The following is a 12266-nucleotide window of genomic DNA, read 5'->3' as shown; positions in this document are numbered from 1 at the left end:
CCGTGACTGTGCACGGTTGCCGTTCATATGATTGACGTCAGGAAATCATATTCGGATGCTCTCAACGGTAAAGCCCTGAATCTCAGGTGTGTTGAGCCCCGACCCGACTTGGTAGCTGCCAACAGGCAATCGTTGCCCTCGTCGGAGCCGTTTCCTTCGCACCCGGCCGTCGTTCGGCAGGGCATGGACACCGCACCGATCCTCGTCCTCGGAGCCACCGGCTCCACGGGCCGGCGTGTCACCGCACACCTGCGGGCTCTGGGAGCGCCGGTCAGAGGCGCCTCCCGGCACAGCGCCACCCGATTCGACTGGAACGACCGCAGTACGTGGGAACCGGCCCTGCGGGGCGCGAACCGCATGTTCCTGATGGCCCCCGACGGCATCCCCGTCCACCCGGACCTCGTCGGCCTGGCCGCGGACCTCGGCGTCGAACGCATCGTCCTGCTGTCCAGCCGCGCCATCGAGGTGATAGGAGACCAGAGGCTGATCGCGGCCGAGGACACCGTCAAGAAGTCCGGAGCCGCCTGGACGATCCTGCGCATCGACTGGTTCGACCAGAACTTCGACGAGGGCCCCTTCCGCGACGCGGTCCGCGCCGGTGAGCTGGCGCTGCCGCTGGGGGATTGCCGACAGGGGTTCGTGGACCTGGACGACGTGGGGGCCGCTGCCGCCCGGACTCTGACCGAGGACGGACACACCGGCCGGACGTACGAACTGACCGGGCCGCAGGCGCTCTCCTTCGGCGAGGCGTGCGCCGTCATCCAGGACGTCACCGGCCGCCCGATGAGGTTCCACGGCGGCGACGACGCCTACCGCGCCGCGCAGACGTCCTTCGGCCGCTCCGAGGAGTCCGTCGAACGCGACATCACCGCCTACGCGGCACTCCGCTCCCTCGGCGACACCGAGCCTCTGGACACCGTGCCCCGCCTGACCGGGCGCCGGGCCCGCACCTTCCGGGAGTACGTCACCGAGGCCGCGTCCGGGAACGACTGGCCCCGCCCCTGACAGGCTGACCGCGGGCACCGGCATGCCCCCGGCTGTCGGGATGGAGGGGCGAGCCGCGGTCGTCAGCGGACGCCGGTGCCGGACCGCCGGGAGACGAGCCCCGTCTCGTAGGCGAGGATCACCGCCTGGATCCGGTCTCTCAGCGCCAGTTTCCCGAGGACGTTCGCGACATGCGTCTTGACGGTCGTTTCGGCGACCGAGAACTCGGCGGCGATCTCGGCGTTGGACAGTCCACGGGCCATCGCGTGGAGGGTGTCCCTCTCACGGGCGGTGAGGGCCCTCAGGCCCGCTGGCGGCTGCGGGGGCGCCACCTCGAGTGCGGCGAATCGGTCGAGAAGGCGTCGGGTGACGCGGGGGGCGATCACGGCGTCGCCCGCCGCGACCGTGCGGACGGCGTCGACGAGGGACTCGGCCGGGCCGTCCTTGACGAGGAAGCCGCTGGCGCCTGCTCGGAGGGCGTCGAGTACGTGCTCGTCCAGGTCGAAGGTGGTCAGGATGATGACGCGGGTGTCGGAGGTGGAGTCGAGGAGCTGTCGCGTGGCGTCGATGCCGTTCGTGCCCGGCATGCGGATGTCCATGAGGACGACGTCGGGCTGCAGGGCTCGGGCGTCTCGGACCGCGGCCCGGCCGTCCGCCGACTCCCCGACGACGGTGAGGCCCGGCTCCGCCTCCAGGATGTAGCGGAAGCCGGTTCGGATCATGGGCTGGTCGTCGACCAGGAGGACACGCAAGGGGGTGGTCACGGTGGTTCCCTGTCAGATGGGCGAGGGGGCGGGCAGGGAGATGGAGGCGTGGACGCAGTAGCCGCCCTCCGGGCGTGGTGAGGCGTGCAGGGTGCCACCGAGGATGCCGACCCGTTCGCGCATCCCGAGCAGCCCGTGGCCGCCACGGGCGGTGGGGGAGGGGCTGGCCGCGGCGCCGACCGGTCCCTGGTCGCACACCTTGACGGTCACCTGATGGGTCTGCCAGTGCAGGGTGAGGTCGACGGTGGTGCGACCGGCGTGCTTCAGGGTGTTGGTGAGTGCTTCCTGGGCCACTCGGTAGATCGCCAGTTCGGTGCCGGCCGGCAGCGACCGCGGGGTGCCCCGCACGGCATAGCCGACCGTGAGCCCGGCGGCGCGGACCGACTCGAGCAGTTCCGGAATGCGGGCCGTCCCCGGCTGTGGGGGAGTCGTGGCAGGCTCGTCGTCCGTGCGGAGCAGGTGCAGCAGCCGGCGCAACTCGGCGACGGCTGTCCGGCCGGTCTCCTCGATGGTCCTGTGCAGTTCGTGCGCCCTGACGGGGTCGTGGTCCTGGACCCGGTCGGCGGCGATGGCCTGCACCACCATGAGGCTGACGTTGTGGGCGACGATGTCGTGCAGTTCCCGCGCGATGCGCGCGCGTTCGTCGGCCACGGCGGCCCGCGCCGTCGCCGCCTCCGCCCGGGCCAGGGCCGCGAGCCGCTCGACGATGTCCTCCCGCCGCGTTCTGCGGCCGTGGACGAGCCGCCCCAGCGCCCAGGCCGTCACCAGCACCAGTGCCGCGGTGGCGGCCGAGGCGAGGTGGTGGTACTGCGCGGTCAAGAACTCGCCCAGGGCCGCGGCGGGGATGACCGCTGCCGGGATGGCGGGTGCTGCACGCCGCGACGTGCGCAGGGCGGCGAGGAACATCGCCAGGCCCGCCGCGCTGTGGGCCACGCCGACGTGCACCATGCCCTCGGCGTCGACGAGCGGCGGCTCACGGTGGCCTGCCTGCAGCACACCCACCGCGATCAGGACCGCGGTGAGCGTGGTCAGCGGCCGCCTGCGGTTGAGTGCCAGCGCCCCTGCGACCCCCGCAGCGAGGAGCGTGTGGACCACGTCCGGGGCCCGGGGAACGCCCGTGCCGGCAGTGCCCGGCTGCGTGAGCACCCCCACTGCGCACACGGCGGCGAGAAGCACGTCGGCGGCAAGGGGTGGCAGGCGCCGGGGCGGGCCAGGCGAGGGGTCCGAAGGCGCCGGCACGACCGGCTTCCCGCGTCGGCGGACGAAGAATGGCGCAAGCGAAGTCATCGGCGAAGAAGCGCGGTCAGTCGGCGGAGTCCGGGGAAGGGCGGTGGGGGGAGGCGGCCGTCGTGCTGAACCGGTCACGGTAGGCACCCGGCGTCACACCCAGCTCACGCTGGAAGACACGCCGCATGGTCTCCGGGCTGCCGAAGCCGGCATGCCGGGCGACGGTGTCCATCGCGTCCGTTCCGCTCACCAGCAGCGTGCAAGCGGCTTCGAGACGCACCTGCTCGACGAAGCGGGCGGGCGAGGTTCCCGTCTCCGCCCGGAACAACCGAGTCAGGTGGCGCGGACTGACTCCGGCGCGCCGGGCCAGGGACTCGAGCGTGTGGTCGCCGGCCGGGTCCTCCGTCACCCGGTCCAGCACCGCGCGCACCGGAGGAGTGCGGGGGTGGCGGACCCGGCTGCGGACGCTGAACTGGGACTGGCCGCCGGGCCGGGCGAGGAAGACCACCAGATGCCTGGCGACCTCACGGGCGGTGTCCGCTCCGAGGTCTTCCTCGATCAGCGCCAGGGCGAGGTCGATCCCGGAGGTCACCCCGGCGGAGGTGTAGAAGTTGCCGTCGCGGACGAAGATCGAGTCGGAGTCCACGCGGACCTTGGGGAAGCGATGGGCCAGGCTCGGGGCGAACTCCCAGTGCGTGGCGGCTCTGCGACCGTTGAGCAGCCCCGTCGCCGCCAGCGGGAACGCCCCGGCACAGACGGCCGCGGTGCGCCGGGCGCCCATCGCGAGTTCGGTGAGGCTCCGCCGCAGGTCCCGGTCCAGGATGGCCGGTCTCCAGTCGGGCGCCCCCGGCACGATCAGCGTGCCGATGTCCTGCGGGAGTTCGGCCACGGCGCAGTCGGCCCCCAGTATGAGGCCCGAGCAGGTGTGGACGGCGCCACCCGTCAGCGAGGCCGTCTTCAGCACGTAGCGGCCTCCGTGCTCGTTGGCCGTGGTGAAGGCGTCGACGGGGCCTGCGACATCGAGCAGTTGCACACCCTCGTACAACAGGACCGCCACCACGTGACCGGACCGGGGCCGGGTGCAGCGCCCGTTCGGCCGCCGGCCGGCCCCGAGGGCGAGGGAGCCCGGGGGCGCCTGCGGGAGGGTGCCGGGACGAGAGGGAGAGGACGACATGGGTACCTCGGGGAGGGGACGGTGTCCCGGGGGCTGAGGAGGCAGGACAGAAGCCCCCGGGACGAACAGGGTGTTACTCGGGCCGGACCGGCTCGACGTCACCGAATGCGGTGTGCGGGCGCCGCGCCGTGCCGTCGCGGGCTCCTTCAGAATGCGCTCCTCGGGCGTCGCCCGGGAGGGTCAAGGTTCCGGCGAGCGCGCGGGATCCGACGCTCCCCCCGCAGACCCGCGCACGGTCATGGTGGCCAGGGTCGCAGCGCGGCCTGCGGCCGGCCGGCAGGGGTGGGACCGGTGGCCCGTCGTACGGGACGCGGGCCGGTGCCGACGACCCGGGCCGGGGAACCGGGTGCCGGTACGACGGCACGGCGGGGCATCGCCGCAGCGCTCACTTCCCGACGGCTGCCCGGTCGTCCTCGGGTGAGCCCGCCGCCGCGTGGGCGGGGTGCTCGCGCTGGACGAGCGCGGCCACCGCGGACAGGGCGAGAAGGATCACCGACAGCCACAGGCCCTTGGCGATGCCTCCGTCGGAGTCGGACAGGACACCGGAGACCAGCGGGCCGACCGCCTGGCCCACGCTGAAGGCGACGGTCAGCCAGGCGATGCCGGAGGCCCAGGCATGCGGGGGCAGCATCCGGCGGGCCAGGACGGTGACGGCCGTGGGACCCGCCATGAAGGCCGAGCCGAAGACGATCGCGGACACGACGGCGGCGGTGAGGCCGTCGCCGAGCAGCACCGGCAGCACGCCGAGCAGGACGACCGCGGACACCAGGGCCAGGGAGGTTCCGCCGCGCAGCCGGCCGATGACGCGCCCCCACAACAGCAGGGTGGCCAGCGCGCTGGCGGCGCCGAGCACGATGAAGAACGCCGCGGTGCTCCACGTGCCCAGACCCTGGTCGTGCAGCAGCGCGATCACGAAGGTCATGTAGGACACGTAGCCGGCGCCGAACAGCACGTACCAGACGAAGGACCACGACATGCGGCGCAGGCCGGAACCCCCCTGTCCGGCCGTCGCCGGCGGTGCCGCCGGCACCGCCCGCACGGACCACGCGGCCGGTACCAGGGCGAGCAGCGCCAGGACGCCCATCAGCAGCCAGCCCGTCTGCCAACCGGAGGCACCGAGGGCGCTCAGCGCGGCGGGCACGGCGATGCCGGAGAGCACGACACCGATGCCCACCCCGGCCATGTAGACGGCGACGAGCGCGGCGGAGCGTTCCTGACGGCCGCCGGAGTGGACGCGGGAGGCCAGTGCCGAGCCGACCACGAAGGTCACAGCGGTGGAAAGCCCGCCGATGAAGCGGAGCACCGCCAGGGCGGTGAAGTCAGCGGTGGCACCCGAGCCCAGAAGCGCCAGCGCGCTGATCACCATGCCGTACACGAACGCCCGGCTCGCGCCGAAGCGCCTGGACCACCAGGCACCGCTGCCGGCACCGATGATGTACCCCAGTGCGTTGGCCGTGTTCAGACCGCCCGCGGCGGCGTACGACCACCCCATCTCGGTGCGCATCGCGGGCAGCAGCAGTGCGTAGGCGAAGCGGGTGAACCCGAGTGCCACGACGGGTCCTGCCGCCAGACCCAGCGCCGTCAGGTACTCCGTCCGCGGGCGGACCGCGCCCGCAGCCAACGTGTCCATGATGTCTTCCCTCAAGGTCGTACGACTTCGGCGCCGTGCTCTGCGCTGACGCCGGTCCGCACCTGCGTGGCAGCGGACACCCCACTCAACTGCGCGGGTCGAGCCGGCCATGAGGTGCTGCGGGACAGGACACCCTCGCATCGGGACACGTTCGGCCGGAGCCGCCGCGACGCGCCGGGAGGTGTCCCGTGGCGAGGGCGTCGCGTCCGGACCTGTGCCAGGACACCCCGGTGCGACGGTGTTCGACGAGCTGCACCTCGCCGGATTCCCCGGCGAACCGAGCCCAGGAGTCAACGCCGTGTCCTCCTCGTCGCACGCCTCCCGCGACCGCTCCGCTCCCGTTCCCCGGCCCGGCCCTGTCCGCGTGTGGCTCGCGGAAGGCGCCGCCACGCTCGTGATGCTGCTGGCCATGACGGTCCTCTTCCGCCACCTGCTCCACCCCGCGGCGTGGCCGGCCCGGCACCTCACCTCGGACACCGGACGGCTCCTCGCCGACGCCGTGGCGAGCGGAGCCGTCGTCGGCGGGCTGGTCGCCTCTCCACTGGGCCGCATCAGCGGCGCCCACATGAACCCGGCGGTCACCGTGATGCTGGGCGCAGCCGGCCGGCTGCCCCTGGTCCGGCTGCCGCTGTACGTGTCCGCGCAACTGTTCGGATCGCTCGCGGGCACCGCGCTGGGACGCGTTCTGCTCGGTGACCCGGTGGCCCACCCGACAGGTCCGCTACGCCCTGCTCCGCCCCCTCCTCGACGAGCCACCGTCGCTGATCGGCATCGGTGAGGCAGTGGGCACCGCGGTGCTGCTGGCGGTCGTGGTGCGACTGGCCCGTGATCCCCGTCTCGAGGCGGTGGCACCGGCCACCATCGGGGCGACGCTCACCGTACTGATCATCCTGACGGCGCCTGTCGCCGGAGGGAGTCTGAACCCTGCTCGGCAGTTCGGCCCCTGGCTCATGGCGGGCCGCCCAGGACCGGCGTGGCCTTATCTGGCCGGCCCGCTGGCCGCCGCGGTCGTGGTCGGTGCCCTCGCCCGCCTGCTGCCCACACGCGGTACGACGGCCGCGGTCACGCCGCGATGACCCTGGGGGCCGTCCGGCCGGAGGAGGACGGACGCGGCAGTGGTTCCTCCTGCCGAGCGAGCGGACCTCACCCCTCATGAGGAGAAACCCGGCCCACGGCACCACGTGCAATGGAAGAACCCCGTCCGGCAGACCTGTCGAAGGAGAGACCACATGCAGTTGGCCCAGCCCTCCCACGCCATGGGCGACCTCACGCACGCGCTGGAGTTGCGGGAGGTCAGCAAGACGTACGGACACGGGGCCGATCGAGTCACGGCCCTGGACCGGGTCAGCGTGGCCATCGCCCCCGGCTCGTTCATCTCGGTCATGGGTCCCTCGGGGTCCGGCAAGAGCACCCTCCTGCACTGCGCGGCAGGCCTGGACAGGCCGACCTCGGGGCGGGTGCTCCTCGGAGGCGGCGAGGTGACGTCGTTGCGCGAGTCTCGCCTGACCGCGCTGCGGCGGACCCGGATCGGCTTCGTCTTCCAGGCGTTCAACCTGCTCCCGTCCCTGACCGTGGCGCAGAACATCACGCTCCCCCTGCGCCTGGCCGGCCGCCGCACCGACGCCGGACGGCTGCGTCGACTGGCCGAACGCGTCGGTCTCGAGGACCGGCTCCAGCACCTGCCCAGCCAGCTGTCGGGCGGACAGCAGCAACGGGTGGCGATCGCCCGCGCCCTGATCACCGGGCCGGAGGTGATCTTCGCTGACGAGCCGACCGGTGCGCTGGACCCCGGGACGGCCGGCGACATCCTCACCCTGCTGCGCCGGGCCGTCGACGACATGCACCAGACCGTGGTCATGGTCACGCACGACCCTCCCGGCTCGCGAGCCACCTCTGCCGAGTCGGCCAGGGCACGGACGATGCCCAGACCTCGACCGTGCTCCGCGAACTCCCGCGAGTCGAGGTGCCGGGCCGTTGACGGCACCCCGGAATCCCTCACACACACCCGCAGTTGGTCGTTCCGCTGGGCGAGGCGGATGGTCATCTCCGCGTGACCGTACAGGGCGGCGTTGGCCGCCAGCTCACCGATGACCAGCGCCGCCGTGCCACGGTCCTCCGCGTCCAGGCCCCAGGCGGCGAGCGCGCCGACGGCCCAGCGACGGGCGAGGCCCACGGAGGCGGGCTCCGCGGGAAGCGTGATCACGACTGCCCTGATCGAGCCCGGGGGGAGCGGCCCCAGCTGGCTGCCCGGGGTGTCCGTTGCCGCGGCGGTCTGTACGGATGCACGCGCGTCCTGACGGGGAGTGGACCACATGGCGGCCTCCAGGTATGCCCGCCCGGGCGGGGGCTCCGCCCGGCGCACTGGTGACAACCACGCGCGCCGGTACCGCGATGACCCGGTTGACGGACATGTGGGCCACACATCGGGCCATGGCGCGCGCTCGGCCGAGCCGGAAACGGGTTCTTGAGGCCGGCCCGTAGGTGTAGGCGTAGGCGGGCGGGCATGTTGGCCCGATGCGTGTGGCTCTCCCCGAAGCCGGCCGGTCCGGTGTCGTGACGTGGTCGGGGATGCTGAGCACGACCGGATCGGCCGTGAGCTGCCCCGCGAGCGTCTCGTAGAGCTTGTCGAGGGGTGGCTGCGGGGCGACGCCCGGCGCCAGCGGCGCTCAGACGTGTCGGCTGCTTCCGTGAACGAACCACGCGCCGGTCCGCCGCGCCGCCTGCCGCGCCTGGATCAGATGCGCCAGGACCGCAGGGCCTCGGCGACGGCGTAGACGCTCAGCCGGGAGTCCCGGACCTTTCTGACGAGGTCGGACAGGGCGCCGTATGGGGGGTCGATGCCTTCGCCGGACTGATCCATGTACTGAGCGGCCACGAGGGCGGCGAAGAGGCTGTTGCGGTGGGGGAGTGGCTCCAGGCGCACGATCGTGTGCAGGAGCGCGGCCGCGCGCCAGGCGGCATCCGGGTCGGAGGCCTCGAGCGTCGGCATCCGGGTCTTGTGCCGGGCGACGGCCGCCACCAGCGCGGAGTAGTCGGTCACGGTCACGTCTTCGTGCCCGAGGGCGGCCTCCTGGACGTCGAGGAGCCAGGAGACGTCGATGAGCACAGCCATCAGGCGGCCGCGGCCCCGTCGCCGCGCCGAGAGGGCGGAATCTCCTCGGGGAACGCCTCGTCGAACTCCCCGCGCAGCCTGTCGGCCCAGGCGGTGGCGCCGGCGACGAACCGCTTGCGGTGCATCTCACGTACGCCGAGGTCGTGCAGGTACTGCTTGAGACTCTTGCCCTCGGCGGCGGCGGCGGCGCGGACGCCTTCCATTTCCTCGTCGGAGAAGGACACGTTCAGTGATGGCATAAGGCCGATGGTACCTAGTTGGTACCACGCTCCTCAAGACGGGCGACCGAGGTCTGAACAGGCAGACCATTGCCGGCCGGCGTCGGCGATCTCGTCATCGCTCCAGGCGAACGCCTGCCCTTGCGCCCACGCGACGATCTCCGGGGTCTTCCAGAACGCACCGCCCCCGGGCTCGCCCCGCGGCGATGGCGGGGCGATGAAGGGCAGCTCGGGCAGTCCCAGGAGCGCGCCCCATGCCGGGCCGTGAGCCGGGTGGGGCCACACCCGCAGCGGTTACACCGGCTTGTTCGGCAGCCCCCACTCAGCCAGTCGCGCCGTTCGGCGGCCTCCCACAGCGAAATCCTGGCAGTCAGCGATCGTGATCACGGAGTCGGAGCCGTCTTGGACAGCCCCGTTCACCGGCCTGGACCCCGCGTGCCTTCCGCAAGCTGATGGTGAGCGTCAGCGCTTCCGCAGGGACATGGTCGGACGGCACTCTGAAAACTGTCCGGTACCGCGGGCCATCCCCTCAACGACGGGTCGCTCCGCGCTCCCGGGGTTAGCCGAAGATGAGCTCAACGTCCTTGTCCACGCAGAGCCGAAGGACGGTGATCAGCTGCCTGACGTCTTCGATGCGCCGTCGAAGGACGGGGTCGTTTTCGTCAGGCTGACATTGGACGAGAATCGCCTCCAGCCGGGGCAACATGGCCGCGCATTGAGCGGGTGCGAGGTCGGGGCCATGGTCGTCCGGATGGTTGAGCAGTGGCGCCAGCGTGGTGGAGACGCCGCCCCACTGGCGCTCTCCGCCGAAGCCGTCCATCTCGGTGAGGGTGAACCCCTCGGCCTGGGCCAGCCACTTCCTGAACATGCTGAAGCCGGTGTAGGACCAGGAGATGTCCGGGCTCGCCACGTCGCCGTCGCCCGGGAAGAGCATCAGTCCCACCGTGTCCCCCTTGGTTGCTCGTAGCCCAGGATCGTCGTGGGCAAGGGCGTCGGCAACTGAATTGATCTCCGGATGGCTGGCATGATCACGGCGGCGGAGCCATCCTGGGTAGCTCGGTTCGCCGAGCCCGCGCACCGTGAGCAGACTGGTGACCCTGCGTAGGGAGGGTGCGGACACGCCGGGTCGCGGGTGGCCGTGGAGGCTGCCGCTGGCGGGCCGTGTGCTGCCCGGCCGCCGCGGACTGGCGGACCAACCTGACGTTGCGGCAACTTGCGCCACTGTCGGGTGTGCCGAGGTTCCGAGGCAGGCAGTGCTGATCGTGGACGGCACCTCGAGCAGTCCGAGAACTTCGTGGCCCGTGCCCGGCAGGCGTCACGACTCCCGTGGTGGGGAGGAGTCCGGCGCCCAGGACGCGATCGGCCGCACCAATCACTTGTGGGGCGACCTTCAGACCAAGCTGAGGCGCGAACGGGCGCGGAGCACCTGGTCGTTCGTCCCTACGAACTGCTCGGACGCGGATCGTTGGTCGCCTCGGCCGCGAGCTTTCGCAGTGCGTCGCGCAGCTCCCCGGCGACCGGCCGCGCCGAGGGTTCCTCGATCTGATCCGCCTGGAGGCCGCTTACCGGGGGGAAGCGGTCCGCGACCGCGCGCAGCCAGGCAGTGGGGCCGATGTCACCGGCGAGAGCGTCACGGGTGTGGCCACGGTCGAGTGTCACGGTGTTTATGAGCTCGATGGGCAGCGGTTCCCCCAGGAGCACCGCGCCCGTGATCGTCGTGCCTTCCGCCACGCCCCGAAGTCGAGGACGCGAGGGCCGGCAGGAGTGAGGATGACGTTCTGCGGCTTCACGTCCCGGTGGACGACGCCAGTCTCGTGTACGGCTGCCAGCGCCTGGGCCGTGCCCGTCGCGAAGGCGTACAAGGTGCCGCCGGTCAGGGAGCCGTGGTCGGCCAGGTACTGGTTGAGGGTAGGGCCCGGAGCGTAAGCGGTCGCCAGCCAGGGCGCGTCGGCTTCCGGGGCGGCGGCGAGCAGCGGCAGGAGGCACGGCCCCTGCACGCGCGCGGACAGCTGCACCTCGCGCCGGAACCGGGCCCGGAACTCCGGGTCTTCGGCCTGTGCAGGGTGGATCACCTTGACAGCGACCCTGAGCCCGTCGGCGGTGAGACCGGCATGGACGGTCCCCATGCCGCCGGAGCCGAGGCGGCCGATGATCCGGTAAGGGCCGACACGGGACGGATCACCTGGGCGGGCGGGTCGCACCCGCCCGCCGGAACCAGCAGCGCTTACGAGGAGTCCCACCCGTAGTTACGTGTAACGGGCCCCGGTCGCGCCCGGCCCGTGCATGTGGGAACTCCTCCGCCTCAGGGGTCACTCGGGTTCAGTGCGTGTGTCCTGACCGCGGACTTGCGCGAGTTGTTCGCGGCGAACACCGACTGGCTCACGGTGTTCCAGTTGCCTGCCTAGGCCCCGGACGAACACGCAGGAAGGCGTGTGGTCTTTGGCCAAGCAGGACCTTGGCAACCTCGCTGGCCGCCGACCTGGGGCACATCGCCAAGGACCGTGAAACGCAAGCTCAACATGTTGCACTCCAGCCTCAGTTGCTCGACGGCTGTCTTACCGGCACCGACCTGGCCGTCGACGAGTTACCTGCTGGGGAGCCTGTCATTCGAACGCGCGTTCAGTAGCATCACATCGCCTGGATGCTGTTCCCGCCTGACGAATCGAGTGAGCCCATGAGTGACGATGTCCTCTCCGTCATTCCGATCGACCCGCACTGGCAGCCCGAGCAGGCCGCGGCTGACCGTACTGCGTCGATCGTGGTGGACCTGGTCCCCGGGCTCCCTGACGGCATCGACGTCGAGATCGACGTCACCTGGCACGACACACTCACCGTTGTCGACTGTGGTCAGAATCTGCAGAAGATCGGTTGCCCCCACTGCGGCGCGTCGATCGACATCGAGTGGTGGGCCGACCTGCTTGAAGCCCACTGCGACGACGGTTTCGCCACACTCGCCGTAGTGGTCCCCTGCTGCGGCACCGCGACGTCGCTGGACGCACTGGACTACGACTGGCCTTGTGGCTTTGCTCGATTCGAGATCGCCATCTGGAACCCCGAGCGTGTCTGGTTCAGCGACGATGAACTGACTGCCATAGGGCACGCACTCGGACATCCGGTCCAGCAAGTCAGGGCCCATATCTGACGCACGTCAGCCCGC

11 protein-coding genes and 3 pseudogenes are annotated in these 12266 nt (G+C 71.6%); 5 read left to right on the top strand and 9 right to left on the bottom strand.

Annotated elements, in window-relative coordinates:
• The first annotated feature begins 183 nt into the window (after nt 1-183).
• Nucleotides 184-1005, top strand: coding sequence for an NmrA family transcriptional regulator (locus OO52_RS26190; RefSeq protein WP_031025909.1), 822 nt, complete (start codon nt 184-186; stop codon nt 1003-1005).
• A 62-nt stretch (nt 1006-1067) separates the two neighbouring features.
• Here the strand turns inward: OO52_RS26190 and OO52_RS26185 are convergent, their stop codons facing one another.
• The 4 genes from OO52_RS26185 to OO52_RS26170 all read right to left on the bottom strand — a co-directional run bounded on the left by OO52_RS26185 (nt 1068) and on the right by OO52_RS26170 (nt 5779).
• Nucleotides 1068-1748: a response regulator gene (locus tag OO52_RS26185; RefSeq protein ID WP_267885023.1), complete on the bottom strand. Its 681-nt coding sequence runs from the start codon at nt 1746-1748 to the stop codon at nt 1068-1070.
• 12 nt (nt 1749-1760) lie between these two features.
• The gene (locus OO52_RS26180) at nt 1761-2894 is read right to left on the bottom strand and encodes a sensor histidine kinase (RefSeq protein WP_051818600.1); all 1134 of its coding nucleotides are present in this window, start codon (nt 2892-2894) and stop codon (nt 1761-1763) included.
• A 157-nt stretch (nt 2895-3051) separates the two neighbouring features.
• Complete coding sequence (locus OO52_RS26175) at nt 3052-4032, bottom strand: GlxA family transcriptional regulator (RefSeq protein ID WP_030647075.1); 981 nt, start codon at nt 4030-4032, stop codon at nt 3052-3054.
• A 502-nt stretch (nt 4033-4534) separates the two neighbouring features.
• Nucleotides 4535-5779, bottom strand: coding sequence for a YbfB/YjiJ family MFS transporter (locus OO52_RS26170; RefSeq protein ID WP_051818602.1), 1245 nt, complete (start codon nt 5777-5779; stop codon nt 4535-4537).
• Nucleotides 5780-6077: 298 nt separating this feature from the next.
• Between OO52_RS26170 and OO52_RS54035 the strand changes: the two genes are divergently transcribed.
• The 3 genes and pseudogenes from OO52_RS54035 to OO52_RS26155 all read left to right on the top strand — a co-directional run.
• Nucleotides 6078-6557: an aquaporin gene (locus OO52_RS54035; protein WP_158712566.1), complete on the top strand. Its 480-nt coding sequence runs from the start codon at nt 6078-6080 to the stop codon at nt 6555-6557.
• Entirely contained in the window at nt 6472-6855 is a 384-nt protein-coding gene (locus tag OO52_RS54030) for an aquaporin (protein WP_078876979.1), read from the top strand. Before OO52_RS54035 ends, OO52_RS54030 begins: the two co-directional genes overlap by 86 nt.
• A 153-nt stretch (nt 6856-7008) precedes the next feature.
• Nucleotides 7009-7653 (top strand): annotated as a pseudogene (locus OO52_RS26155) (ABC transporter ATP-binding protein); the annotation flags it as partial.
• A 38-nt stretch (nt 7654-7691) separates the two neighbouring features.
• Here the strand turns inward: OO52_RS26155 and OO52_RS54670 are convergent.
• The 5 genes and pseudogenes from OO52_RS54670 to OO52_RS54665 form a co-directional block, all read right to left on the bottom strand.
• Nucleotides 7692-8093: pseudogene (locus tag OO52_RS54670) on the bottom strand (ATP-binding protein); the annotation flags it as partial.
• 420 nt (nt 8094-8513) lie between these two features.
• Nucleotides 8514-8891: a hypothetical protein gene (locus tag OO52_RS26150; RefSeq protein ID WP_030647088.1), complete on the bottom strand. Its 378-nt coding sequence runs from the start codon at nt 8889-8891 to the stop codon at nt 8514-8516.
• Nucleotides 8891-9130 (bottom strand): hypothetical protein, encoded by a 240-nt coding sequence (locus OO52_RS26145; protein WP_030647091.1) that lies wholly within the window; start codon nt 9128-9130, stop codon nt 8891-8893. Before OO52_RS26145 ends, OO52_RS26150 begins: the two co-directional genes overlap by 1 nt.
• 538 nt (nt 9131-9668) lie before the next feature.
• Nucleotides 9669-10043, bottom strand: a complete 375-nt coding sequence (locus tag OO52_RS26140; protein ID WP_420711426.1) for a hypothetical protein — start codon at nt 10041-10043, stop codon at nt 9669-9671.
• Between the two features lie 539 nt (nt 10044-10582).
• Nucleotides 10583-11262: pseudogene (locus OO52_RS54665) on the bottom strand (protein kinase domain-containing protein); the annotation flags it as partial.
• 521 nt (nt 11263-11783) lie between these two features.
• On the opposite strand from OO52_RS54665, the gene OO52_RS26125 reads away from it, so the two are divergent.
• Nucleotides 11784-12251, top strand: coding sequence for a hypothetical protein (locus OO52_RS26125; RefSeq protein ID WP_030647101.1), 468 nt, complete (start codon nt 11784-11786; stop codon nt 12249-12251).
• Nucleotides 12252-12266: the final 15 nt, after the last annotated feature.

It is taken from the genome of Streptomyces flaveolus (genome assembly GCF_000716535.1).
In the GTDB taxonomy this organism is placed as follows: domain Bacteria; phylum Actinomycetota; class Actinomycetes; order Streptomycetales; family Streptomycetaceae; genus Streptomyces; species Streptomyces flaveolus_A.
Note: the sequence above shows the minus strand (reverse complement) of the source record. Positions and strands in the feature narration are given on the sequence as shown.